This is a genomic window from Aeromonas sp. TECH754 (genome assembly GCF_056279295.1).
Map to the genome: position 1 here is coordinate 1,043,536 of NZ_JBWBRA010000001.1, position 24,922 is coordinate 1,068,457.

Consider the following 24,922-nt stretch of genomic DNA (forward strand, 5'->3'; position numbering starts at 1 on the left):
CCCAAAACAGACATCGCCTTTCGATGTTTCATTAATTCGATGTGCCTCACGCTTTTATCCTCGTAAATAAAAACGAAACGGGTCTGGCCTGAATGTTGCTCCTGTCTGTAGCAAGGGACAACACGGTGAGTTTGTCCCATGTATTCACGATAAGAGCAGATTAGCTGCGAGGAGATCATCATGGGCGATATAATGCGACCCGTCCCGTTCAAGGACCTGTTGACCCGTATTTGCGAAGAATATAAAGAGAGCCACACCATCTTCGGCATTCCCGCCGCGCAATTCTATCGCAAGCAGGACGAGCGCAAGATTACCGTCTTCGGTGAAACCTGCGAGACCCCCATAGGGCCGGCCGCCGGTCCCCACACCCAGCTGGCCCAGAACATCGTCACCTCCTGGCTCACGGGCGGTCGTTTCATCGAACTCAAGACGGTGCAGATTCTGGATCGCCTCGAGCTGGAGAAGCCCTGCATCGATGCGGAGGACGAGTGCTTCAACACCGAGTGGTCCACCGAATTCACCCTGCAAAAGGCCTTCGACGAGTACCTCAAGGCCTGGTTTGCCCTCCACCTGCTGGAGGCCTTGTTCGACCCCCGCCAGGAGGGGGAGGCGAAGTCCTTCATCTTCAACATGAGCGTCGGTTACAACCTGGACGGCATCAAGCAGCCCCCCATGCAGCAGTTCATCCACAGCCTGATGGATGCGAGCCAGAGCCCGCAGTTTGCCGAGTACCGGCAGGTGCTGCGCGACTGGCTCAAGGACGAGACCCTGCTCGCCGGGCTGGGGCTGGAGAGTAGTCGCGCTGGCCTGCAGAGCCTGGCGGAGACGGTCCCCGCCAGGCTGGTGCAGGGGGTCACCCTCTCCACCATGCACGGCTGCCCGCCGAACGAGATCGAGGCCATCTGCCGCTACATGCTGGAGGAGAAGGGGCTCAACACCTTCGTCAAACTCAACCCGACCCTGCTCGGTTATCCGCAGGTGCGCGAGATCCTCGATACCTGCGGCTTCGATTACATCGGCCTGAATGAGGCGTCCTTCGATCACGATCTGAAACTGGATCAGGCCAAGGCGATGCTGGCACGGCTGATGGCGCTGGGGGCCGAGAAGGGGCTCGCCTTCGGGGTCAAGCTGACCAACACCCTGGGCACGATCAACCGCAAGGGGGCGCTGCCGGGGGATGAGATGTACATGTCCGGCCGCGCCCTGTTCCCGCTCTCCATCAACGTGGCGGCGGTGCTCTCCCGCGCCTTCGACGGCAAATTGCCCATCTCCTACTCGGGCGGTGCCAGCAAGTTCAACATCAGCGATATCTTCGAGACCGGCATTCGCCCCATCACCATGGCGACCGATCTGCTCAAACCCGGTGGCTACCTGCGCCAGCTGGAGTGCCTGAACGAGATCGATGCCTCCGCCAGCTGGGACATGACCCGGGTGGATGTGGCTAAGCTGGAGGCCCTGGCCGCCAGGGCGCTCACCATGGATTACACCCAAAAAGAGTGGAAGTCCGAGGATCGCATCGAGGTGGGTGGCGCGCTGCCGATGACCGACTGTTACGTGGCGCCCTGCGTCACCGCCTGCGCCATTCACCAGGACATCCCCGAGTACATTCGCCTGATGGGCGAGGGGGAGTACGTGGCGGCCCTTGAGCTCATCTATCAGCGCAACGCCCTGCCCGCCATCACCGGCCATATCTGCGATCACCAGTGCCAGTACAACTGCACCCGCCTGGACTACGACAGCCCGCTCAACATCCGCGAGCTGAAAAAGGTGGCCCTCGAGTTGGGTTGGGAAGGGTACAAGGCCCGCTGGCACAAGCCGGCAGGCAGCGGTGACAAGCACCCGGTGGCGGTGATTGGGGCAGGCCCCGCCGGCCTCTCCGCCGGTTACTTCCTGGCCCGTGCCGGCCATCCGGTCACCATCTTCGAGCGCGAGGCGGATGCCGGTGGCGTGGTCAAGCACATCATCCCCGCGTTCCGCATCCCGGCGGAGCTCATCGCGCACGACATCGATTTTGTCGCCGCCCACGGGGTCAAGTTCGAGTTTGGCTGCGATCCGGCGCTCACCGTCGACAAGCTCCACGCCCAGGGCTTTACCTATGTCTTCGTCGGCATAGGTGCCGACAAGAACGGCGGCATGCGTCTGGAAGGAGGTCATGATCGGGTCTACAAATCCTTCCACTTCCTGCGCAGCTTCAACCAGGGCAAACCGCTGCCGCTGGGCCGCCAGGTGGCGGTGATCGGGGCGGGCAACACCGCCATGGATTGCGCCCGTGCGGCCCTCAAGGTGCCCGGGGTGAGCGAGGTGACCGTCATCTATCGCCGCAGCGAGAAAGAGATGCCGGCCTATCGCGAGGAGTACCTGGAGGCGGTGGAGGATGGGGTGCGTTTCTGCTTCCTCACCAATCCGGAGCGCTTCGAGGCCGACGGCCGTCTGACCGTGCGGACCATGGTGCTCGGCGAGCCGGACGCGCAGGGGCGCCGCCGTCCTGTGCCCACGGAGCAGACCGAGGTGCTGCAGATGGATGCGCTGATCACCGCCATCGGCGAACAGCCCGACTGCGACATCATCGAAGCCATGGGCGTGCCGCTGGGGAGCGACGGCTGGCCAGCGGTGGATCCCCTGACCAATGAGACAGCTCGGCGCAACGTCTTCCTCATCGGTGACGTGCAGAGCGGCCCGTCCTCCATCGTCGGCGCCATCGGCGGGGCTCGCCGCGCCGTGGATCTGGTGTTGGCCCGCGAGCACATCGCCAGCCAGCAGCAGGTACCGACGCAGGCCTCCGATCAGGGCGAGATTTACCGCCGCAAGGGCAGCATCGCCGTCACCCTGGTGGACAAGGGCGAGCGCACCGCCTTCATCGCCCAGGAGGCGCACCGCTGCCTCGAGTGCAACACCCTGTGCAGCAAGTGCGTGGATGTCTGCCCGAACCGGGCCAACGTCGCCATCGCCGTGCCGGGCTTCAAGGACCAGTTCCAGACCCTGCACCTGGATGCCTACTGCAACGAGTGCGGCAACTGTGCCCAGTTCTGCCCCTGGCAGGGCAAGCCCTATCAGGACAAGGTCACCATCTTCAGCCTGCCCCAGGACTTCGAGCACAGCCAGAACCCCGGCTTCTATCTGGCCCATGGCCAGGAGGGGGGCGGTCAGCTGCTGGTGCGCCAGCAGGGGGAAATCCACCGTCTGCACATCGATGGGCAGAGCCGGATCCAGGAGGTGCCCGCCGCACTGGCCGATCTGTGCCGCATCATCAGCCATGTTCACGCCCATCATCACTACCTGCTGGGGCGGGTCGAGGAGTAAGCCATGTTGATTCTGAAAAACGTCACCGCCGTGCAGTTTGAGCCGACCCAGGTGCTGGAAGGGGTGGACATCGCCATCGAGGGCACCCTCATCAAGGCGATTGGCCCCAACCTGCGGGCCCTTTACCCCGAGGCCAACTACCGGGAGATGGGGGGCAAGCTGGTGATGCCGGGCATCGTCTGCGCCCACAACCATTTCTACTCGGGTCTGTCACGGGGGATCATGGCCAACATAGCCCCCTGTCCGGACTTCATCTCCACCCTGAAGAACCTCTGGTGGCGGCTGGATCGGGCGCTGGATGAGGAGTCCCTCTACTACAGCGGCCTCATCTGCTCGCTGGAGGCGCTCAAGAGCGGCTGCAGCGCGGTGATCGATCACCACGCCTCGCCGAACCTCATCAAGGGATCCCTGAACATACTGCGCAAGGGCTTCATGGAGACGGGCCTGCGCGGCATGACCTGCTTCGAGGCCACGGATCGCAACGGCGGCCTGGGGGAGCTGCAGGCCGGAGTGGAGGAGAACATCCTGTTCGCCCAGCAGATAGACGCCGCCCGGGCGAAGGGGAGTGAGCCCTATCTGGTGGAGGCCCACATCGGCGCGCACGCCCCCTTCACCGTCCCGGACGAGGGGCTGGCCATGCTGCGCGAGGCGGTGCAGACCACCGGTCGCGGCCTGCACATCCACGTGGCGGAAGACCGCTACGACATGGCGCACGGCCATCACCACCATGGCAAGGAGCCCATCGCCCGCTTGGCGGAGTTTGGCCTCATCGACCACAAGACCCTGGTGGCCCACGGCCTCTACCTGTCGCTGGCGGACATCGAACTGCTCAACGGCCAGGATGCCTTCCTGGTACACAACGCCCGCTCCAACATGAACAACTACGTCGGCTACAACCGGCACCTGCCGGAGTACCGCAACCTGGCGCTCGGCACCGACGGCATCGGCGCCGACATGTTCGAGGAGCTCAAGTTTGCCTACTTCAAGCACAAGGATGCGGGGGGCGCGCTCTGGCCCGACAGCTTTGCGCACTTCCTGTGGAGCGGCAACACCCTGCTCGAGCGCAACTTCGGCGCCAGATTTGGCCGACTGGAGGCTGGCTACAAGGCCGATCTCACCATCTGTGACTACGACCCGCCGACCCCGCTCGCGCCACGCAATCTCGGCGGCCATCTCGCCTTCGGCCTGGGGTCTGCCTGCGTCAACAGCGTGATGGTGGAGGGGCGCATGGTCTATCAGGACCGGGAGTTCCCGTTCGATGTGGTCCCGATCTATGAGCAGGCGCGCAAGGTGGCGAGCCGCCTGTGGCGGCGCATGGATGAACTGGCGTGAGGGTTTTTCCTGCGCGCTCAAGCTAACGCAAGTGATCTCCTGCCCGTGCCGGGCGGGGATCCGGACAGTAAGGACGACACATGATAGAGCAATTCTTCCGACCCGAACTCCTGGGTCAGGCCCTGGATGTCAAGGCCCGTTTTGGCAACGACGCCGTCTACATGGGGGGCGGCAGCAAGCTCAACGCCACCCCGACCCGTACCGACAAGAAGGTCGCCATCTCCCTGAGTCGGCTGGGGCTGGATCAGATCGAGCAACAGCACGGCCAGCTCCACATCGGCGCCACCGTCACCCTGCAGGCGCTCAGGGATGATCCCCGTACCCCGGCCTGTTTGCGCGAGGCGCTGGGCTTCGTCTACTCCCGTCACCTGCGCAATCAGGCCACCCTCGGTGGCGAGCTGGCCTGCCAGCAGCAGGACTCCCCCCTGTTGCCGGTGCTGCTGGTGCTGGAGGCGGTGCTGGTGCTGGAGCACAACCGGCTGCAACCCATAGAGGAATACCTGGCCGGCCAGCGCAACGCCCTGATCCTGGGGCTGGTGCTGCCTGAGCCTGAGTTGCGCTGCGCCACCCGTCGCATCAGCCGCAACGCCGATGGCCTCTCGGTGATGACCGCCGCCGTGGCCCTCGACAGCCTCGGCGAGATGCGGGTGGCCCTGGCCGGAGTGACACCACAGCCGATGCGGCTGCGGGACGTGGAGCGCCACGGCCTTCATGACGGGGCGCTGGAGACGGCGGTGAGCAACCTGCTGGTGCCCCGCGCCGATCTGGCGGGCAGCGTGGCGTACAAGCGCTATATCAGCGGCGTGGTGGTGGCGGATCTGCTGGTGGACTGCCAGCAGCAGGAGGTGCAAGCATGATGGAACTCAACTTCATACTGAACGGTGCCCTGCGCACCGTCATCTGCCCGGCGGGGGAAAATGCCCAGCGCTTGCTGTTCGAACAGTGCCGCATGCATTCGGTGCGCAACAGCGACGACGGTTTCGGTTTCGCCGGCTCCGACGCCATACTGTTCAACGGCAAGCTGGTCAATGCCTCCCTGCTGATCGCCGCCCAGCTGAACGGGGCTCAGGTGCGCACCGCCGAATCCCTCGGCAGCTGGAATCAGCTGAGCCTGGCGCAACAGGCCATGGTGGACGTCGGCGTGGTGCAGTCCGGTTACAACGATCCCGCCGCCGCCCTGATCGTCACCGACTTGCTGGATCGCCATCCCGAGCCGACCCGTGCCCAGGTGGACGACGCGCTCTCCGGCCTGTTCCACCGCGATGGCGGTTACCAGCAGTTCTATCAGGCCATCGAGCTTGCCAGCGCGCGGATGAAGGATCCCGACTACCTGTGCCAGGTCGCCCCCGAGTTTCGAAGCGATCTGCGCCACATCGGCAAGAGCTGTCCCAAGGTGGACGCCGCCAAGATGGTGCAGGCCAAGCCCTGCTATGTGGAGGACAGGGTCAGCCCGGACGCGCTGGTGATCAAGATGCTGCGCAGCCCCCACCCCCATGCCCTGATCACGAGGCTGGATGTGAGCCGGGCCGAGGCGCTGCCCGGCGTGGTGCACGTCATCACCCACCTCAACTGCCCGGATGTCTACTACACCCCGGGGGGTCAGAGTGCCCCCGAGCCGTCACCGCTTGATCGGCGCATGTTTGGCCGCAAGCTGCGTCACGTGGGGGACAGGATCGCCGCCGTGGTGGCCGAGAGCGAGGCCATTGCGCTCGCCGCCCTCAGGTTGATCGAGGTGGAATACCGGGTGCTGCCCGCGGTCATGAGCATCGACGAGGCGATGGCGCCCAATGCCCCCCTGGTGCACGACGAACCCATCGTCTACATGGCGGGAGCACCGGCGGATCTGGAGGCGCAGAACGCCAATGCCGTCTATCGCGGCGACGAGCACATGGTCATCAACTTCCCGATAGGATCGCGTCCCCACGAGAACCTGGCCGCCAGCGTCCACGGCCAGATTGGCGACGTGGCCAAGGGCTTCGCCGAGGCGGATCTGGTGCTGGAGCGCACCTACGAGTCGACCCAGGCGCAACAGTGTCCGACCGAACCCCATATCTGCTTCACCTACATGGATGGGGACCGGCTGGTCATTCACGCCTCCACCCAGGTGCCCTGGCACGTGCGCCGTCAGGTCGCGCGCATCCTCGGCATGAAGCAGCATCAGGTGCATGTGATCAAGGAGCGGGTAGGGGGGGGCTTTGGTTCCAAGCAGGACATTCTGCTGGAGGAGGTCTGTGCCTGGGCCACCAAGGTCACCGGCCGTCCCGTCCTGTTCCGCTACACCCGCGAGGAGGAGTTCATCAGCAACACTTCCCGCCACGTGGCCAAGGTCACCGTCAAGGTCGGCGCGAAGAAAGATGGCACCCTGACCGCCATCGAGATGGATTTTCGCGCCAACACCGGCCCTTACGGCAACCACTCCCTGACGGTGCCGAGCAATGGCCCGGCGCTCTCCCTGCCGCTCTACCCCTGCGACAACGTGCGTTTCTGTGTCAACACCTATTACAGCAACATCTGCCCGACCGGTGCCTATCAGGGCTATGGTGCCCCCAAGGGCAACTTCGCGCTGACCATGGCGATTGCCGAACTGGCGGAGCAGCTCGGCATCGATCAGCTCGAGATGGTGGAGCGCAACCGGGTGCGGGAAGGGGACGTGCTCAAGGTGCTGGGGGCCATAGGTGAGGGCAAGATGCCGACCTCGGTGCCCCACGCCGCCAGCTGCGCGCTCGAGCCCATCCTCAAAAAGGGGCGGGAGCTGATCCAGTGGGACAGCCCCAAAGCCGCAGAGGGGGATTGGCGTATCGGCCGTGGGGTCGCCATCATCATGCAAAAATCCGGGATCCCGGACATAGATCAGGCCAACTGCATGGTCAAGCTGGAATCGGACGGCACCTTCATCGTCCACTCCGGCGGCGCCGATCTGGGCACTGGCCTCGATACCGTGGTGACCAAGCTGACCGCCGAGGTGCTCAACTGCCCGCTCGGTGATGTGCACGTCATCTCGGGGGACACGGACCACGCCCTGTTCGACAAGGGGGCCTACGCCTCGTCCGGCACCTGCTTCTCCGGCAACGCGGCCAAGAAGGCGGCCGAGAACCTCAAGGAGAAGATCCTGTTCCACGGTGCGGCCATGCTGGGCGAGCCGGTGGAGGACGTCGAGCTTACCCATCCCGGGATAGTGTGCGGCAAGCTGGGGGAGGTGTCTGTGGCCAAGATAGCCCACAAGGCCGAGACCGGCACCGGCTTCGGGGTCCTGGTGGGCACCGCCAGCTACATCACCACCGAGCTGGCCTTCCCGTACGGGGCCAACTTCGTCGAGCTGGCGGTCAACCTCAGAACCGGCGAGATCCGGCTCGACAAGTTCCACGCCCTGCTCGATTGCGGCACCCCCATCAACCCGGAGCTGGCGCTTGGCCAGATCTATGGCGCCACCCTGCGTGCCATCGGCCACTCCCTGACCGAGGAGATCTGCTACGACGGCAAGGGCAACCCGATCACCCGGGATCTCAAGAGCTATGGCGCCCCCAAGATAGGCGACATCCCGCGGGACTTCCGGGCCTATCTGGTGCCGAGTGACGACAAGGTCGGCCCCTACGGTGCCAAGTCCATCTCGGAGATCGGGGTGAACGGGGCGGCGCCGGCCATCGCCATCGCCATCCACGACGCCTGCGGGGTCTGGTTGCGCCGCTGGCACTTCACGCCGGAGCAGATTCTGCGGGGGCTGGGCAAGCTGCAGTAACGGCATCGCCTGATACCGATCGGCGGGCCTGCGCCGGCCGATCGGCCAATCCGGATTCCGGGCACTGCCCGGGCTCCGGGATGGCAGGCCCTCATTTCGATAACCCGGGAGTTATAAGGATGTCTGATAAATCGCGCTCGGAATTTGAGCTGATCTACGCCTTGGAAGACAAGCCCCCCTTCGGCCAGTCGCTGATCGGGGCCGTGACTCATCTGCTCGCCATACTGGTTCCCATGGTTGCCCCGGCGCTGATCGTCGGGGCCGCCCTCAAGCTCTCGCCAGAGACCACCACTTATCTGGTCTCCATGTCCATGATCGCCTCCGGCATCGGCACCTGGCTGCAGGTGAACCGTTACGGGCCCATCGGCTCGGGCCTGCTGTCGATCCAGTCGGTCAACTTCTCCTTTGTCACCGTGATGATCTCCATCGGCACCGCCATGGGGCAGGAGGGAATAGACGAAGCCCAGATCATCTCTTCCTTGCTGGGGATCTCCTTTGTCGGGGCCTTCCTGGTGATGGGGGCCTCCTTCGTGCTGCCCTACCTGACCCGGGTGATCACCCCGACCGTGAGCGGCGTGGTGGTGTTGATGATCGGGCTTTGCCTCATCAAGGTCGGCATCATCGATTTTGGTGGCGGCATGTCGGCCAAGAGCAGCGGCACCTTCGGCACTTACGAGAACATAGGGGTGGGGCTGCTGGTGCTGGCGGTGGTCATCGGGTTCAACTGCTGCAAGAGCCCGTTGCTGAGGATGGGGGGGATCGCCATCGGGCTGCTGGCGGGCTACCTGGCCTCCATCATGCTGGGCATGGTGGATTTCTCCGTGCTGCAGGGGTTGCCGCTGGTGACGGTGCCGGTGCCGTTCAAATTTGGCTTCTCGTTTGATTTTGGTGCCTTCCTGGTGGCGGGCACCATCTACCTGCTGAGCGTGCTGGAGGCGGTGGGTGCCCTGACCGCTACGGCCATGGTTTCACATCGCCCGGTGGAGGGGGAGGAGTACCAGAGTCGCCTGACGGGGGGCGTATTGGCGGATGGTCTGGTCTCGGTGATCGCCTCGGCTCTCGGCTCTCTGCCGCTCACCACCTTCTCCCAGAACAACGGGGTGATCCAGATGACCGGGGTGGCCTCGCGCCACGTGGGCAAGTTCATCGCCATGATCCTGGTGATCATGGGGCTCTTCCCGGTGGTGGGGCGCTTCTTCACCACCATTCCCTCGCCGGTGCTGGGGGGCGCCATGACCTTGATGTTCTCCATGATAGCGATCGCGGGGATCCGCATCATCATGACCAATGGCATGGATCGGCGGGAGACCCTGATAGTGGCGACCTCCCTCGGGCTGGGGCTCGGGGTCTCCTATGATCCGAGCGTGTTCAGGGTGCTGCCTGACGCCCTTTACGTGCTGGTGGAGAACCCCATCTGCGCCGGCGGCATCACCGCCATCATCATGAACCTGCTGATCCCCCTCAGTCGCAAGCAGCAAGCCGCGGCGGCGAACCAGCGGGAGGTGGAGCTGATCCGGCTCAGCGACAAGGCCGAGGTGGCCACCCAGGTGGTCTCCGAAAAGAGCGACCCCCTGTCGCCCGCCGGCATCCTGGTTGACGAGCCCGTGCTCTCATCGGTTCGGATCAGAGGAGAGTGACAGATGAACCATGACAACGGAATCAAGGCGATAAGGGGCAGCTTCTTCGACATCACCAAGGTGGTGGCGCAGCCCGAGGAAATAGAGGCCAGTGCACGGCTCATGGAGGATGGGTTGCTGATCATCCGCCAGGGCCGCATCGACTGGATCGGCCAGTGGGAGGAGGGCCGGACGCGGGTCCCGCCCGAGGTGCGGATCCGCGACTACCGCGGCAAGCTCATCGTGCCGGGCTTCGTCGACACCCATATCCACTATCCCCAGAGCGAAATGGTGGGCGCCTATGGGGAACAACTGCTGGAGTGGCTCAATCGCCACACTTTTCCGGCGGAGCGGCGCTATCAGGATCTCGACTATGCCCGCGAGATGTCCACCTTCTTCATCAAGCAGTTGCTGCGCAACGGCACCACCACGGCGCTGGTGTTCGGAACAGTCCACCCCGAGTCGGTGGATGCCCTGTTCGAGGCGGCGAGCCGCATCAATATGCGGATGATCGCGGGCAAGGTGATGATGGATCGCAACGCCCCCGACTATCTGCTGGATAGCGCGCAGAGCAGTTATGAGCAGAGCAAGGCGCTCATCGAGCGCTGGCACGGTCAGGGGCGTTTGCTCTACGCCATCACGCCGCGCTTCGCCCCCACCTCGACCCCCGAGCAACTGGCCATGGCCAGGCGTCTGCGCGAAGAGTACCCCAGCACCTATCTGCACACTCACCTGAGCGAGAACAAGGACGAGATCGCTTGGGTGAAGTCGCTCTTCCCGACGCATCAGGGCTATCTCGACGTCTACCACCAGCACGGACTGACCGGTCATAACTGCGTGTTTGCCCACTGCGTGCATCTCGAAGAACAGGAGTGGGACTGCCTGCAGCAGACCGGCTCCACCATCGCCTTCTGCCCCACCTCCAACCTGTATCTGGGCAGCGGTCTGTTCAAGCTGCACAAGGCGTGGCGCAAACAGGTGAAGGTGGGCATGGGCACGGATATCGGCGCCGGCACCACCTTCAACATGCTGCAGACCCTCAACGAGGCTTACAAGGTGATGCAGCTGCAGGGGGAGCGGTTGTCGGCCTATCAGGCCTTCTATCTCGCAACCCTGGGTGGCGCCCATGCGCTCGGGCTGGACGAGAAGATAGGCAGCTTTACCATCGGCAAGGAGGCGGATTTCGTGGTGCTGGACCCGGTCGCCACCCCGTTGCAGCAACTGCGTTATGACAACTCCACCACCCTGCGGGACAAGCTCTTTGTGCTGCTGACCCTGGGGGATGACAGATCCATCTACCGCACCTATGTGGCCGGTCAGCTGGTGCACGAGCGGGGTTAGGGAGGCAAATACGGTGGCTGGCACCCCGCAAGGTGCCGGCCCCGCACGACGGGCGGGGCGTTTGTCCCGCAACAGAAGGTGAAATGGCCCGGTTTTTTTGAATGGCAAGTCAAACCTTTGTCTTGCCTGCAAACCCATGATGCCTGCGACCGTGACAGCAGAGACCACGGCACTGGCCACCATTTCGTCACGACATATTCAGGGATGCAGGAAGGAGTTGGCTATGAGCCAGGCAAACAGAACAAGCAGTGTGGAAGCGGCCGTCGCAGGCCAGGACCAGGGGCAACAGCCATCCGACATCGGAGCACTCGATCGTTACTTCATGATCAGCGAACGGGGCAGCAACGTGCGCCAGGAGGTGCTGGCGGGGCTCACCACCTTCCTCGCCATGGTCTACTCGGTGATAGTGGTGCCGAGCATGCTCGGCAAGGCGGGTTTTCCGCCGGGGGCCGTGTTCGTAGCCACCTGCCTGGTTGCGGGGCTGGGGTCGCTGTTGATGGGGCTCTGGGCCAAGCTGCCCATGGCCATCGGCTGCGCCATCTCACTCACCGCTTTCACCGCCTTCAGCCTGGTGCTGGGGCAACAGATCTCCATTCCGGTGGCCCTCGGCGCCGTCTTCCTGATGGGGATCCTGTTCACCGCTATCTCGGTGACCGGGGTGCGCAGCTGGATCCTTGACAACCTGCCGATGGGGATAGCCCACGGTACCGGCATCGGCATCGGGCTCTTCCTGCTGCTGATCGCCGCCAACGGGGTGGGGCTGGTGATCAAGAACCCGCTGGAGGGGCTGCCGGTGGCGCTCGGGGCCTTTACCTCCATGCCGGTCATGCTGTCCCTCATCGGGCTGGCGATGATCGTCGGCCTGGAGAAGCTTCGGGTGCCTGGCGGGATCCTGCTGGTGATCATCGGGATCTCCCTGTTCGGGCTCATCTTCGATCCGGCGGTGACCTATCAGGGGCTGTTCGCCATGCCGAGCCTCGCCGATGAGCAGGGCAACTCCCTCATTTTCAGCCTCGATATCATGGGGGCCCTCTCGCCCCTGGTGCTGCCGAGCGTGCTGGCGCTGGTGATGACGGCAGTGTTCGATGCCACCGGCACCATCAGGGCGGTGGCGGGGCAGGCCAACCTGCTGGACAAGGACGGCCACATCATCAACAGCGGCAAGGCGCTGAGCGCCGACTCCATCAGCAGCATCTTCTCCGGTCTGGTGGGGGCGGCGCCGGCCGCGGTCTACATCGAATCTGCGGCGGGAACGGCTGCGGGCGGCAAGACGGGCCTCACCGCCACCGTGGTGGGGGGGCTGTTTCTGCTGATGCTGTTCCTCTCGCCACTCTCCTATCTGGTGCCGGCCTATGCCACGGCGCCGGCCCTGATGTACGTGGGGCTGCTGATGCTGAGCAACGTTACCAAGCTCGACTTCGATGACTTCGTGGGCGCCATGTCCGGCCTGGTGTGCGCCGTCTTCATCGTGCTCACCTGCAACATAGTCACCGGTATCATGCTGGGCTTCAGCGCGCTGGTGATAGGCCGCATCTGCTCCAACGAGTGGCGCAGACTTAACCCGGGCACCGTCATCATCGCCCTGGCGCTGGTGCTCTTCTATGCCGGCGGCTGGGCCATCTAGCGCGGCGCGCAACGGGACAGGGGCCACCGGGTGGCCCCGTTTTTTTCAAGGCCCGGTACCATTTTGATAATGGGGCCTACCAGATTGATAAGGCCGCCGGGTTCAACCCGCCCGTTCACGCCACTCGCCGCTCCGTCCTGAAGGTGTAATCGGGTGCCGGACGGGATCTTCTTCACACTTCTCTCCATTTATCCCCATGGTGGTCGGCCGACCGGGAAATCGGCACATATCTTGCTGTTTTGGTCTTGGTTCTGGATTTTATTCCTGCGACACAAGGACTTGATCATGTCCATAGGATTACCGCTCAAGCGGGTCGATGCCGAGGCCAAGGTGACTGGCGGCGCCCGCTATACCGATGACCACATCATGCTGGGGATGCGCCACGCCAAGTACGTGCGCAGCCCCATCGCCCACGGCTGGGTGCTCGCCATCGATTGCACCGAGGCACTCGCCCTGCACGGGGTCGAGGCCGTGTTCACCCACGAGGATGTACCCAGCCGCTGTTTTCGCACCGCCGGCCACGCCTGGTCCCTCGATGAGGCCAAGCGCGACGTCAAAGACAGGCGGCTGCTCACCGACCATGTGCGCCACTTTGGTGATGGTGTCGCCATCGTAGTAGCGCGCGATCCGCTGGTCGCCGAGAAGGCCGCTGCCCTGGTCAAGGTGACCTACGAGCCGCTGCCGGTAATGACGGACGCCCAGAGTGCCCTGGCCGAGAACGCCTACCCCATACACCCGAGCGGCAACCTGCTGCGCCAGAGCCAGATCCGGGCGGGGGAGCCCGAGCAGCGCATCGCCGGGGCGGCGTTTCAGTATCGGGGCCATTATCGGACCCCGGTGGTGCAGCACTGCCACCTGGAGACGGTGACCTGCTACGCCTACATGGATCAGCCGGATCATATAGTCGTGGTCTCCAGCACCCAGATCCCCCAGATAGTGCGCAGCCGGGTGGCCAAGTCCCTCGGCCTGCCCTGGTCCAGCGTGCGGGTGATCAAGCCCTACATGGGGGGCGGTTTTGGCAACAAGCAGGACGTGCTGGAGGAGCCGATGGCGGCCTTCCTCAGCCACAAGCTCGGCGGCGTGCCGGTCAAGGTGACCCTGAGCCGGGAGGAGTGCTTCTTCGCGTCCCGCACCCGCCACGGCTTCGCCATCGACGGCGAACTCGGCATGAGTCGGGACGGCGTGCTCGAAGGCTATCGCCTCGACGTGCTCTCCAACACCGGTGGCTACGCCTCCCACGGCCACTCCATCGCCAGCGCCGGAGCCAACAAGATAAGTTACCTCTACCCACGCAGCGCCTTTGGCTACGATGCCCGCACCTTCTACAGCAACCTGCCCACCGCCGGGGCCATGCGCGGCTACGGTGCGCCCCAGGTGGTGTTCGCCCTCGAGTGCCTGCTGGATGACGCCTGTGCCGAGCTGGGGCTCGACCCGCTTGCGGTGCGCATCGCCAACGTGGCCCGCGAGGGGGACGTCAACCAGGTCAACCAGAAGACCATCTACAGCGCGGGCTTGCCCGAGTGTCTGCGACGGGGCGGCGAGCAGTTCGAGTGGGAGCAGCTCAAGGCCGAGTGTCTGGCGCAGGATCCCCGGCTCAGGGTGCGGCGCGGCATCGGGGTTGCGTGCTTTAGCTACGGCTCCAACACCTACCCGGTGGGGGTCGAAATTGCCGGCGCCCGCATGCTGCTCAACCAGGATGGCACCGTCAATCTGCAGATCGGCGCCACCGAGATAGGGCAGGGATCGGATACCGTCTTTGCCCAGATGGCGGCCCAGACCCTGGGGATCCCGTTTGAGCAGATCCGGGTCATCTCGACCCAGGATACCGACATCACCGCCTACGATCCGGGCTCGTTCGCCTCGCGCCAGAGCTATGTGGCGGCCCCCGCCATCCATCAGGCGGCGTTGCAACTGCGGGCGCGCATCCTCTCATTGGCGGCCCAGCTCTGCCATCAGGATGTGGGTTCGCTGACCCTGATCGACGGCTACGTGGTGCTGGCTGGCGCGCCGGACAAGGTGCTGATAAGCGTCGCCGAGGTGTCGGTCAATGCCTATTACCACCTCACCATCGGCGGCCAGATCACATCGGAAGTCTCCCACAAGACCACCACCAACCCGCCGAGCTTTGGTTGCACCTTCGTCGATCTCAGTGTCGACATCGATCTCTGCAAGGCGACCATCAACCGCATTCTCAACCTGCACGATGCGGGCAAGATCCTCAATCCGCAGTTGGCAGAGGGGCAGGTGCACGGCGGCATGGGGATGGGGATCGGCTGGTCCCTGTTCGAGGAGATGATCATCGACGCCAGGACCGGGGTGGTGCGCAATCCCAACCTGCTCGACTACAAGTTCCCCACCATGCTGGACCTGCCCGAGCTCGAGTGTGACTTCGTGCAGACCTTTGAGCCCCAGTCGGTCTATGGCCACAAGTCCCTCGGGGAGCCCCCCATCATCTCGCCGGGGCCCGCCATCCGTAACGCCATCCGCATGGCCACCGGGGTCGCCATCAATGAACTGCCCATCACCCCCAAGACCCTCTACCGGGAGTTTGTGCGGGCCGGCCTCATCGAGGGCGCAAGGGAGGAGCAACGCCATGTTTGATATCGCCCGCTACCACAAGGCTGGCAGCATCGCCGAGGCCGTGGCCCTGCTGCAGGCAGACCCGCAAGCGCGGCTGCTGGCCGGCGGCACCGATGTGATGATCCAGCTGCATCACCTCAACCCCGCCTATCGCCACATCGTCGACATTCACGACCTGCCCGAGCTCAAGGGGGTGAGCGAGATCCCCGACGGCTCGGTTCGCATCGGCTCGGGCACCACCTTCACCGAGCTGATTGAAAATGAACTGGTGCGACGGCGCCTGCCCATGTTGGCGGAGGCGGCCGCCACCCTCGCCGGCCCGCAGATCCGCAACATAGCCACCTATGGCGGCAACATCTGCAACGGCGCCACCAGTGCCGATTCGGCGGCCCCCACGGTGGCGCTGGAGGCCGAGCTCGAGATAGCAGGGCCCGTCGGCACTCGCCGCGTTCCCATCGCCGGTTTTCACACCGGCCCCGGCAAGGTTGCGCTGCAAGCAGCGGAAGTGCTGGTGGCGTTTCACTTCGCGCCGGATCCCCATCCCCAGGTGGGCTCCCACTACTTCAAATACGCCATGCGCGGTGCCATGGACATCGCCACCATCGGCTGTGCCGCCTACTGCCAGCTCGAGGATGGCCACTTCAAGACGCTGCGCCTCGCCTACGGGGTGGCGGCGCCGACGCCGGTGCGAACACCTCACGCAGAAGCCGCGGCCGAGGGGCAACCCCTGACCCAGGCGACGCTCGCGGCCATCGCCGAGGCGGTGGTGGCGGACGTGGCGCCGCGCTCCTCCTGGCGGGCGGAGAAAGCATTTCGCCTGCATCTTATCCAGATCCTGGCGCAGCGGGTGGTCGCCTGCGCCGTCGAACGGGCCGGAGGCCAGATCCTATGATGCAACCACAAGCCTGTCCCGCCGTGGCGATCCAGTGCGAGATCAACGGCAAGCCTTACTCCTATGCGGTCTCCCCCAGCATGTCGCTGCTCCATTTTTTGCGCGGACAGGGGCTCATCAGCGTCAAGGAGGGGTGCAGCGTCGGTGAGTGCGGCGCCTGTACAGTGCGGGTCGATGGGGTAGCCATCGACAGCTGTCTCTATCTGGCGGTCTGGGCCGATGGCAAGTCCATCCGCACCGTGGAGGGAGAGCGCAAGGGGAACCAGCTCTCCGATTTGCAACAGGCCTTCATCGACGAGGGGGCGGTACAGTGCGGCTTCTGCACCCCGGGACTGGTGATGGCGAGCGCCGCCCTGCTGGACAAGACGGATCGCCATCCACTGACCGACGAGGAGATCCGCCGCGGTCTGGCCGGCAACCTCTGCCGCTGCACCGGCTACCAGAACGTGGTGCGGGCGGTGAAGCGCTGCTGCCGGGGCTGAGCCGGGTCGGGAGCCGACCATGAGCGAGCCCGACTCTCGCGGGGCTGGCCTTCGTCATATTTGGCTTGTTTGTGTCTGGATCCGTCACAGCGCAGCCGGGGATGGGTATCGGCTCGGGGGCAGGGGTGACTACACTGCGTGAGTCGATGCGGCCTGGGGTATGAACCAGGCGCATTCGGATCACACAGAGGGAGTGGCCTATGGCTGTTGCATGGAAGAGAACGATGTTGCTGGCGCTGTTGCCAGTGGTGAGCCTGGTGTCCGGTTGTGCCATCGTCACCCCGGCCCCCATCGAATATCTGCCGCAGGATCCCCCGCCGGGCGGCATTGCGTACGGGAAGAAGGTCTATGTGGACGATGGCCAGTGCCCGGCCGGTCAGGTAAAGCAGCTGATCGGGGGAGATGCGCAGAAGAATATCCCGCGTCAGGTGGAGTGCGTGGCACGTCTAAAGTGAAGAATACGAATTAGTCAGTACAATATTTGCTAAAAAAGAACCCAGGCCGTCGCCTGGGTTCTGCGTTTCTGTCGTCGGCAGGCAGGTCGCGGCCCGGCGAATTAGAAGGCATCTCCCGGTACGCGTACCCAACCTTCCATCAGGATGCGGGCGGAGCGGGACATGATGGCCTTGGTGACCATCCACTCCCCATCCACCTGTCGAGCCTGGGCGCCAACCCGCAGGGAGCCGGACGGATGGCCGAAGCGTACCGCCTCGCGCTCGCCGCCGCCCGCAGCCTGGTTCACCAAAGTGCCGGGAATGGCCGCGGCGGTGCCGATGGCCACCGCGCAGGTGCCCATCATGGCGTGGTGCAGCTTGCCCATGGAGAGTGCGCGCACCAGCAAGTCGATATCACCAGCCTTGACCTGCTTGCCGCTGGCGCTGAGGTAGTCCTTCGGCCTGGCCACGAAGGCTATCTTGGGGGTGTGCTGGCGGGTCGCCGCCTCTTCAGATGTCTTGATGAGGCCCATGCGCAGGGCGCCGGCGATGCGGATCTGCTCGAAGCGGGCGAGGGCTTCTGGATCGGTGTTGATGGCTTCCCGCAGCTCTGTGCCGGTGTAGCCGATGGCCTCGGCCTCGACGAATATCGTGGGGATGCCAGCGCTGATCATGGTGGCCTTGAGGGTACCGATACCGGGGACTTCCAGCTCGTCGATGAGATTGCCGGTGGGGAAGAGGGCGCCGCCGTCTTCACCGTCGTCGGAGGGGTCGAGAAACTCCAGCGCGATTTCGGCGGCGGGGAAGGTGACCCCGTCCAGCTCGAAGTCACCGGTTTCCTGCACCTGACCATGGGTCACCGGCACATGGGCGATGATGGTCTTGCCGATGTTGGCCTGCCAGATGCGCACCACGCAGATACCGCTGTCGGGGATGCGGGCAGCATCCACCAATCCGGCGTGGATGGCGAAGGCACCGGCGGCGGTGGAGAGGTTGCCGCAGTTGCCGCTCCAGTCCACGAACGCCTTGTCGATGGCGACCTGGCCGTAGAGATAGTCCACGTCGTGATCGGGCTGCTGGCTCTTGGAGAGGATCACGCACTTGGAGGTCGAAGAGGTGGCGCCCCCCATGCCGTCGATATGGGCGCTGTAGGGGTCGGGGCTGCCGATGACCCGCATAAACAGCTTGTCGCGGGCCGGGCCTGGCTGCTGGCAGCGCTCGGGCAGATCGCCCAAGCGGAAGAAGACGCCCTTGCTGGTGCCGCCGCGAATATAGGTGGCCGGGATTCTGACTTGAGGTGTGTGGGCCATAGGGTAGTCCTGAAATGGGTGATAAACCCTTCCCCCTTGGGGAGAAGGTGCCCGAAGGGCGGATGAGGGGGATTTCCCCTCACCCCAACCCTCTCCCAAAGGGAGAGGGGCTTTACTCCTTCCTCTTATCTTCCTCCCCCTTATAAAGAGGGAGGTTGGGAGGGGGATGTTAGCTGGCAGCCTTGTGGGTCGTCGACTCCAGGAAGTCCTGGGCGAAGCGTTGCAGCACGCCGCCCGCCTCGTAGACCGAGACCTCCTCGGCGGTGTCGAGACGGCAGGTCATGGGCACCTCGACAGTGTCACCGTTGCGGCGACGGATCACCAGCGTGAGATCGGCGCGGGGCTTGCGCTCACCCAGCACATCATAGGTCTCGGTGCCATCGAGGCCGAGGGTCAGGCGGGTGGTGCCCGGCTTGAACTCCAGCGGCAGCACGCCCATGCCGATCAGGTTGGTGCGGTGAATGCGCTCGAAACCTTCGGCCGCGATCACCTCCACCCCCGCCAGCCGCACGCCCTTGGCTGCCCAGTCACGGGAGCTGCCCTGGCCGTAATCGGCACCGGCGACGATGATCAGCGGCTGTTTGCGCGCCATATAGGTTTCGATGGCTTCCCACATGCGAGTGACCTTGCCGTCCGGCTCGATACGCGCCAGCGATCCCTTCTTGACCTCTCCATCGACCACCGCCATCTCGTTCACCAGCTGGGGGTTGGCGAAGGTGGCGCGCTGAGCGGTCAGGTGATCGCCACGGTGGGTCGCGTAGGAGTTGAAGTCCTCCTCCGGCAGGCCCATCTTGTGCAGGTATTCGCCCGCCGCGCTGTTCATCATGATGGCGTTGGAGGGCGACAGGTGGTCGGTGGTGATGTTGTCCGGCAGCACTGCCAGCGGCCGCATGCCACGCAGGGTGCGCTCGCCCGCCAGGGCGCCTTCCCAGTAGGGGGGGCGGCGGATATAGGTGCTCTGCGGGCGCCAGTCATAGAGCGGAGCAACCTTGGGACCGTGATCCTCCTCGATGGTGAACATCGGGATATAGACCTGACGGAACTGCTCCGGCTTCACCGAGGCACCCACCACGGCGTCGATCTCTTCATCGGTCGGCCAGATGTCTTTGAGACGGATCTCTTTGCCGTCCACCACGCCCAGCACATCCTTCTCGATGTCAAAGCGGATGGTGCCCGCGATGGCGTAGGCCACCACCAGCGGCGGGGAGGCCAGGAACGCCTGCTTGGCGTAGGGATGGATGCGGCCGTCGAAGTTGCGGTTGCCCGAGAGCACCGCCGTGGCATACAGATCCCGGTCGATGATCTCCTGCTGGATAACCGGATCCAGCGCGCCGGACATGCCGTTGCAGGTGGTGCAGGCGAAGGCGACGATACCGAAACCGAGCCGCGTCAGCTCTTCGTCCAGACCGGCCTCTTTCAAGTACAAGGCGACGGTCTTGGAACCGGGCGCCAGAGAGGATTTGACCCAGGGTTTGCGTACCAGCCCGAGCTTGTTGGCGTTGCGTGCCAGCAGCCCAGCGGCAATCACGTTGCGCGGGTTGCTGGTGTTGGTACAGCTGGTGATGGCGGCGATGATCACGGCGCCGTCCGGCAGCAGGCCCTCGGCCTCCTGGGCGCGGGCCTTGTCCAGATCCACCGCGATACCGCGCTCGGCCAATGCCGAGACCGGCAGGCGACGATGGGGGTTGGACGGGCCGGCTAGGGTGCGCACTACGGTGGAGAGATCGAAACTGAGCACGCGCTCGTACTGGGCGTTCACCAGGGCGTCGGCCCAGAGGCCCGCCTCCTTGGCGTAGGTTTCCACCAGCTTGACCTGTTCGGCATCGCGGCCGGTGAGGCGCAGGTAGTCGATGGTCTGGTTGTCGATGAAGAACATCGCCGCAGTGGCGCCGTATTCCGGTGCCATGTTGGAGATGGTCGCCCGATCGCCGAGGGTGAGGGCGGCGGCGCCCTCACCCCGGAACTCCAGATAGGCACCGACCACTTTCTGCTGACGCAGGAACTCGGTTAAGGAGAGCACCACGTCGGTGGCGGTGATGCCGGCTTGCGGCTTGCCCGTCAGCTCGACGCCGACGATCTCCGGCAGCCGCATCCAGGAGGCGCGACCCAGCATCACGTTCTCCGCTTCGAGGCCACCGACGCCGATGGCGATGACGCCGAGGGCATCCACGTGGGGGGTGTGACTGTCGGTGCCGACGCAGGTATCCGGGTAGGCGATGCCACGATCGCTGTGAATGACCGGGCTCATCTTCTCCAGATTGATCTGGTGCATGATGCCGTTGCCGGGCTGGATCACCTCGATGTTCTTGAACGCCTGCTTGGTCCAGTTGATGAAGTGGAAGCGATCCTCGTTGCGGCGATCCTCGATGGCACGGTTCTTCTCGAACGCCTGGGGATCGAAGCCGCCACACTCGACGGCAAGGGAATGATCGACGATCAGCTGCACCGGCACCACGGGGTTGACTTGGGCGGGGTCACCGCCCTGATCGGCGATGGCATCGCGCAGGCCGGCCAAGTCCACCAGGGCGGTCTGGCCCAGGATGTCGTGGCACACCACGCGCGCCGGGAACCAGGGGAAGTCGCGCTCACGCTTGCCCAGCGCAATCTGGGTCAGGCACTCGGTGAGGATGGCCGGATCGCACTTGCGAACCAGGTTTTCGGCGTGGACGCGGGAGGTGTAGGGCAGCCTGTCCCAGGCGCCTGGCTGGATGACTTCGACCGCCGCACGGGCGTCGAAGTAGTCCAGTGCCGTGCCGGGCAGGGGCTTGCGATACTGAGTGTTTATCATCACTTGCGATCCTTGAGCGGGACGAACACCAGATCTTCCGGGCCGACATAGTTGGCGCTCGGGCGGATGATCTTGCCGTCGATGCGCTGCTCGATGACATGGGCCGACCAGCCGGAGGTGCGGGCGATGACGAACAGCGGGGTGAACATGGCGGTGGGCACGCCCATCATGTGGTAGCTGACGGCGCTGAACCAGTCGAGGTTCGGGAACATCTTCTTGACCTCCCACATGGTGGATTCCAGCCGCTCGGCGATGTCGAACATCTTGGTGTTGTGCTGTTCCTCGCTGAGCTCGCGCGCCACCTCCTTGATCACCTTGTTGCGGGGATCGGAGACGGTGTAGACCGGGTGGCCGAAACCGATGACCACTTCCTTCTTCTCGACCCGGGCGCGGATGTCGGCCTCGGCCTCGGCCGGGTTGTCATAGCGCTTCTGGATCTCGAAGGCCACCTCGTTGGCGCCGCCGTGCTTGGGCCCGCGCAGGGCACCGATGGCGCCGGTGATGCAGGAGTACATGTCGGAGCCGGTGCCGGCGATGACGCGGCCGGTGAAGGTGGAGGCGTTGAACTCATGCTCGGCATAGAGGATGAGGGAGGTGTGCATGGCGCGCACCCAGGAGTCGCGCGGCTTCTCACCGTGCAGCAGGTGCAGGAAGTGGCCGCCGATGGAGTCGTCGTCGGTCTCGACGTGGATGCGCTTGCCGTTGTGGCTGAAGTGATACCAGTAGAGCAGCACCGACCCCAGGCAGGCCATCAGCTTGTCGGCGATGTCGCGGGCACCAGGGTGATTGTGATCGTCCTTCTCGGGGGAGAGGCAGCCCAGCACCGAGACGGCGGTGCGCATCACGTCCATCGGGTGGGCAGATGGCGGCAACTGCTCGAGGGCGGTTTTGACTCCGGCCGGCAGGCCGCGCAGGGCCTTCAGCTTGGCCTTGTAGCCGGCCAGCTCGGCGGCATTGGGCAACTTGCCGTGTACCAGCAGGTGGGCGATCTCTTCGAATTCGCAGGTGGTGGCAACATCCAGGATGTCATAGCCACGGTAGTGCAGATCGTTGCCGGAGAGGCCGACGGTGCACAGGGCGGTGTTGCCGGCGGCGGTGCCGGAGAGGGCGACGGATTTCTTCGGCTTGAAGCCGGTGGTTTCTGGAATGGCGCTCATCACATGTTTCCTCATTCAGTCCGTTGAAGCGCCAGCCGCCAGCATGAGACGGCTGGTCGCTGGGGTTAGTCCTTGGTGAACAGACGATCCAGGGTCTGCTCGTAATGGTGGTAACCGAGGAAGTCGTAGAGAGACTCCCGGGTCTGCATGGTGTCGACCACGGCGCGCTGGTGGCCATCGTGGCGCAGTTGCTGATAGACGTTCAGTGCCGCCTGGTTGGCCGCGCGGGTGGCGCTCAAGGGGTAGAGCACCATGTCCACGCCGTGCGCTGCGAGCGCTTCCTTGTCAAACAGCTCGGTCTTGCCGAACTCGGTCATGTTGGCAAGGATGGGCACCCCGGCCGCCTGCTTGAAGCGATCGTACTGTTCCAGCTCGGTGACGGCCTCGGCGAAGATCATGTCGGCGCCCGCTTCCTTGTAGGCCGCGGCGCGCTCGAGGGCCGAGCCCAACCCTTCCACCGCCAGGGCGTCGGTGCGGGCCATGATGACGAAGTCCTGATCCTGGCGGGCATCCACCGCCGCCTTGATGCGATCCACCATCTCGGTGATGCTGACCACGGCCTTGTTCGGGCGGTGACCACAGCGCTTCTGGGCGACCTGATCTTCCATGTGCACGGCGGCGACACCGGCCCGCTCGAAGGCGCGGATGGTGCGGGCGATGTTGAAGGCGCCGCCCCAGCCGGTATCGATATCCACCAGCAGAGGAACCTGGGTGGCGGCGGTGATCCGTTCGGCGTCGATCAGCACGTCATTCATGGAGGTCATGCCGAGATCCGGCAGGCCATAGGAGGCGTTGGCCACCCCGGCACCGGACAGATAGAGGGCCTTGAAGCCGCTACGCTCGGCCATCAGCGCCATGTAGGCGTTGATGGTGCCGACGATCTGCAGGGGTTTTTCGTTGGCAAGGGCGATGCGAAAACGCTGGCCGGCCGAGGGGGATAGCTTGGACATACTGACTCCTTTCATGCTGCTCATGTCTTGCTGCGGATAGAACCATCTCACACCACGTTTACGTTAACGTCAATGCTGCTTAGGTAGAAGATCCGGCGCTGGCCGGCCCCTTTCCCGGGCGGGGCAATGCGTTATTCCATTCACGTCGATAGCCCGTTCATTGCGGCGTATTGCCACTGTTTATGGGGCTGTCGCCACTCCAGGTCAGGGGGATTCTGGCCTCTTCACCTCGGGCGGGCAACGAATTCGACGGGGGGTGTCATGAGATGAAAAGTGGCTGTCGCCCGATGCAAAGCGGACGTTTACGTAACCCCCTAGATTCACTCTGGACGATGTTTTCACCCATGAATGAATCTGGAGAACAGCCATGGCCCACGCCATACGCTTTTATGAAACCGGGGGCCCCGAGGTCCTGCGCTACGAAGAAGTGACCGTCGGTGAACCCGGCCCGGGCCAGGTCCGCCTGCGCCATGCTGCGGTCGGCCTGAACTATGCCGACACCTATTTCCGTAACGGCACCTACCCGATCCCGCTGCCAAACGGCCTGGGGGTCGAGGCGGCAGGTATCGTGGAGGCGGTGGGCGAGGGTGTCACCAACGTCGCCGTCGGCGATCGGGTCACCTACACAGGTTTCATCAATACCCTCGGCGCTTATGCCACCGAGCGCCTGATCCCGGCCGCGCCGCTCATCAAGCTGCCGGACAACATCTCCTGCGAGACCGCCGCCGCCATGACCATGCGTGGCCTGACGTCCGCCTATTTGATGCGCCGCATCCATGGCTTCAAGCCGGGCGACAGCATCCTGCTGCACGCGGCAGCGGGCGGGGTCGGCCTCATCGTCGCCCAGTGGGCCAAGCTGCTGGGCCTGACCGTGATCGGTACCGTCTCCAGCGATGCCAAGGCCGAGGTGGCCCGTGCCCACGGCTGTGATTACACCATCGACTACAGCCACGAGGACGTGGCCCAGCGGGTGCGCGCCCTGACCGAGGGGGCCGGTGTCGACGTGGTGTTCGACAGCGTCGGCAAGAGCACCTTCCTGGGCTCGCTCGATTCCCTCAAACGCCGTGGCCTGATGGTCTGCGTCGGTACCGCCTCCGGCCCCATCGACGGTTTCAATCCGCAGTTGCTGGCCATGAAGGGCTCCCTCTATCTGACCCGTCCTGCACTGGCCGACTACATCGCCGATCCGGCCGAGAAAACGGCCCTGGCAGGCGAGCTGTTCGGCCACGTCGCCAGCGGGCGGATCAAGATCGAAGTCAACCAGAAGTACCAGCTGCAGGATGCCGCAGAGGCTCATCGCGATCTGGAGTCGCGCAAGACCACGGGTTCCTCCGTCTTCGTTATCTAGGCCAGTGGCCCGGGCCTGCCCATAGAGGCGGT

16 protein-coding genes are annotated in these 24,922 nt (G+C 64.4%); 12 read left to right on the top strand and 4 right to left on the bottom strand.

Annotated elements, in window-relative coordinates:
* Positions 1–180: 180 nt before the first annotated feature.
* The 11 genes from ygfK to ACZ9IL_RS04590 all read left to right on the top strand — a co-directional run bounded on the left by ygfK (position 181) and on the right by ACZ9IL_RS04590 (position 17,358).
* Positions 181–3,300: a putative selenate reductase subunit YgfK gene (gene ygfK / locus ACZ9IL_RS04540; protein WP_476002429.1), complete on the top strand. Its 3,120-nt coding sequence runs from the start codon at positions 181–183 to the stop codon at positions 3,298–3,300.
* Between the two features lie 3 nt (positions 3,301–3,303).
* On the top strand, positions 3,304–4,632 hold the full coding sequence (gene ssnA, locus ACZ9IL_RS04545) for a putative aminohydrolase SsnA (protein WP_476002430.1): 1,329 nt from the start codon (positions 3,304–3,306) through the stop codon (positions 4,630–4,632).
* Between the two features lie 80 nt (positions 4,633–4,712).
* On the top strand, positions 4,713–5,489 hold the full coding sequence (ygfM, locus tag ACZ9IL_RS04550) for a molybdopterin-dependent oxidoreductase FAD-binding subunit (RefSeq protein ID WP_476002431.1): 777 nt from the start codon (positions 4,713–4,715) through the stop codon (positions 5,487–5,489).
* Positions 5,486–8,368 (top strand): molybdopterin-dependent oxidoreductase Mo/Fe-S-binding subunit, encoded by a 2,883-nt coding sequence (locus ACZ9IL_RS04555; RefSeq protein ID WP_476002432.1) that lies wholly within the window; start codon positions 5,486–5,488, stop codon positions 8,366–8,368. The genes ygfM and ACZ9IL_RS04555 overlap by 4 nt, the downstream gene beginning before the upstream one ends.
* A 119-nt stretch (positions 8,369–8,487) precedes the next feature.
* The gene (locus ACZ9IL_RS04560; RefSeq protein ID WP_476002433.1) at positions 8,488–10,005 is read left to right on the top strand and encodes a nucleobase:cation symporter-2 family protein; all 1,518 of its coding nucleotides are present in this window, start codon (positions 8,488–8,490) and stop codon (positions 10,003–10,005) included.
* A gap of 3 nt (positions 10,006–10,008) precedes the next feature.
* The gene (gene guaD, locus ACZ9IL_RS04565) at positions 10,009–11,325 is read left to right on the top strand and encodes a guanine deaminase (protein WP_476002434.1); all 1,317 of its coding nucleotides are present in this window, start codon (positions 10,009–10,011) and stop codon (positions 11,323–11,325) included.
* A 322-nt stretch (positions 11,326–11,647) separates the two neighbouring features.
* On the top strand, positions 11,648–12,949 hold the full coding sequence (locus ACZ9IL_RS04570; RefSeq protein ID WP_476005302.1) for an NCS2 family permease: 1,302 nt from the start codon (positions 11,648–11,650) through the stop codon (positions 12,947–12,949).
* A 285-nt stretch (positions 12,950–13,234) separates the two neighbouring features.
* Positions 13,235–15,550, top strand: a complete 2,316-nt coding sequence (gene xdhA / locus ACZ9IL_RS04575) for a xanthine dehydrogenase molybdenum-binding subunit XdhA (RefSeq protein ID WP_476002435.1) — start codon at positions 13,235–13,237, stop codon at positions 15,548–15,550.
* A complete protein-coding gene (gene xdhB / locus ACZ9IL_RS04580) occupies positions 15,543–16,421 on the top strand; it encodes a xanthine dehydrogenase FAD-binding subunit XdhB (RefSeq protein WP_476002436.1) in 879 nt (292 codons plus the stop codon). Before xdhA ends, xdhB begins: the two co-directional genes overlap by 8 nt.
* Entirely contained in the window at positions 16,418–16,903 is a 486-nt protein-coding gene (gene xdhC, locus ACZ9IL_RS04585; RefSeq protein WP_476002437.1) for a xanthine dehydrogenase iron sulfur-binding subunit XdhC, read from the top strand. Before xdhB ends, xdhC begins: the two co-directional genes overlap by 4 nt.
* 200 nt (positions 16,904–17,103) lie before the next feature.
* Positions 17,104–17,358, top strand: a complete 255-nt coding sequence (locus ACZ9IL_RS04590; protein WP_476002438.1) for a DUF6719 family protein — start codon at positions 17,104–17,106, stop codon at positions 17,356–17,358.
* A 101-nt stretch (positions 17,359–17,459) separates the two neighbouring features.
* Here the strand turns inward: ACZ9IL_RS04590 and prpF are convergent, their stop codons facing one another.
* The 4 genes from prpF to prpB all read right to left on the bottom strand — a co-directional run bounded on the left by prpF (position 17,460) and on the right by prpB (position 23,542).
* On the bottom strand, positions 17,460–18,647 hold the full coding sequence (gene prpF / locus ACZ9IL_RS04595) for a 2-methylaconitate cis-trans isomerase PrpF (RefSeq protein ID WP_476002439.1): 1,188 nt from the start codon (positions 18,645–18,647) through the stop codon (positions 17,460–17,462).
* Between the two features lie 169 nt (positions 18,648–18,816).
* A complete protein-coding gene (gene acnD, locus ACZ9IL_RS04600) occupies positions 18,817–21,435 on the bottom strand; it encodes a Fe/S-dependent 2-methylisocitrate dehydratase AcnD (RefSeq protein WP_476002440.1) in 2,619 nt (872 codons plus the stop codon).
* On the bottom strand, positions 21,435–22,592 hold the full coding sequence (gene prpC, locus ACZ9IL_RS04605) for a bifunctional 2-methylcitrate synthase/citrate synthase (RefSeq protein ID WP_476002441.1): 1,158 nt from the start codon (positions 22,590–22,592) through the stop codon (positions 21,435–21,437). The genes acnD and prpC overlap by 1 nt, the downstream gene beginning before the upstream one ends.
* A gap of 65 nt (positions 22,593–22,657) precedes the next feature.
* A complete protein-coding gene (gene prpB / locus ACZ9IL_RS04610) occupies positions 22,658–23,542 on the bottom strand; it encodes a methylisocitrate lyase (protein WP_476002442.1) in 885 nt (294 codons plus the stop codon).
* A gap of 367 nt (positions 23,543–23,909) precedes the next feature.
* On the opposite strand from prpB, the gene ACZ9IL_RS04615 reads away from it, so the two are divergent.
* Positions 23,910–24,890, top strand: a complete 981-nt coding sequence (locus ACZ9IL_RS04615; protein ID WP_476002443.1) for a quinone oxidoreductase family protein — start codon at positions 23,910–23,912, stop codon at positions 24,888–24,890.
* Positions 24,891–24,922 lie beyond the last annotated feature (32 nt).

Excerpts from the sequence above, each read along its gene's own strand:
- prpC (WP_476002441.1), bottom strand. The coding sequence starts at position 22,592 with ATGAGCGCCATTCCAGAAACCACCGGCTTCAAGCCGAAGAAATCCGTC.
- ygfM (WP_476002431.1), top strand. The coding sequence starts at position 4,713 with ATGATAGAGCAATTCTTCCGACCCGAACTCCTGGGTCAGGCCCTGGAT.
- prpB (WP_476002442.1), bottom strand. The coding sequence starts at position 23,542 with ATGTCCAAGCTATCCCCCTCGGCCGGCCAGCGTTTTCGCATCGCCCTT.
- ACZ9IL_RS04570 (WP_476005302.1), top strand. The coding sequence starts at position 11,648 with ATGATCAGCGAACGGGGCAGCAACGTGCGCCAGGAGGTGCTGGCGGGG.
- xdhA (WP_476002435.1), top strand. The coding sequence starts at position 13,235 with ATGTCCATAGGATTACCGCTCAAGCGGGTCGATGCCGAGGCCAAGGTG.
- ACZ9IL_RS04560 (WP_476002433.1), top strand. The coding sequence starts at position 8,488 with ATGTCTGATAAATCGCGCTCGGAATTTGAGCTGATCTACGCCTTGGAA.
- guaD (WP_476002434.1), top strand. The coding sequence starts at position 10,009 with ATGAACCATGACAACGGAATCAAGGCGATAAGGGGCAGCTTCTTCGAC.
- ssnA (WP_476002430.1), top strand. The coding sequence starts at position 3,304 with ATGTTGATTCTGAAAAACGTCACCGCCGTGCAGTTTGAGCCGACCCAG.
- xdhB (WP_476002436.1), top strand. The coding sequence starts at position 15,543 with ATGTTTGATATCGCCCGCTACCACAAGGCTGGCAGCATCGCCGAGGCC.
- ACZ9IL_RS04555 (WP_476002432.1), top strand. The coding sequence starts at position 5,486 with ATGATGGAACTCAACTTCATACTGAACGGTGCCCTGCGCACCGTCATC.
- ACZ9IL_RS04590 (WP_476002438.1), top strand. The coding sequence starts at position 17,104 with ATGGCTGTTGCATGGAAGAGAACGATGTTGCTGGCGCTGTTGCCAGTG.
- xdhC (WP_476002437.1), top strand. The coding sequence starts at position 16,418 with ATGATGCAACCACAAGCCTGTCCCGCCGTGGCGATCCAGTGCGAGATC.
- ygfK (WP_476002429.1), top strand. The coding sequence starts at position 181 with ATGGGCGATATAATGCGACCCGTCCCGTTCAAGGACCTGTTGACCCGT.
- prpF (WP_476002439.1), bottom strand. The coding sequence starts at position 18,647 with ATGGCCCACACACCTCAAGTCAGAATCCCGGCCACCTATATTCGCGGC.
- ACZ9IL_RS04615 (WP_476002443.1), top strand. The coding sequence starts at position 23,910 with ATGGCCCACGCCATACGCTTTTATGAAACCGGGGGCCCCGAGGTCCTG.
- acnD (WP_476002440.1), bottom strand. The coding sequence starts at position 21,435 with ATGATAAACACTCAGTATCGCAAGCCCCTGCCCGGCACGGCACTGGAC.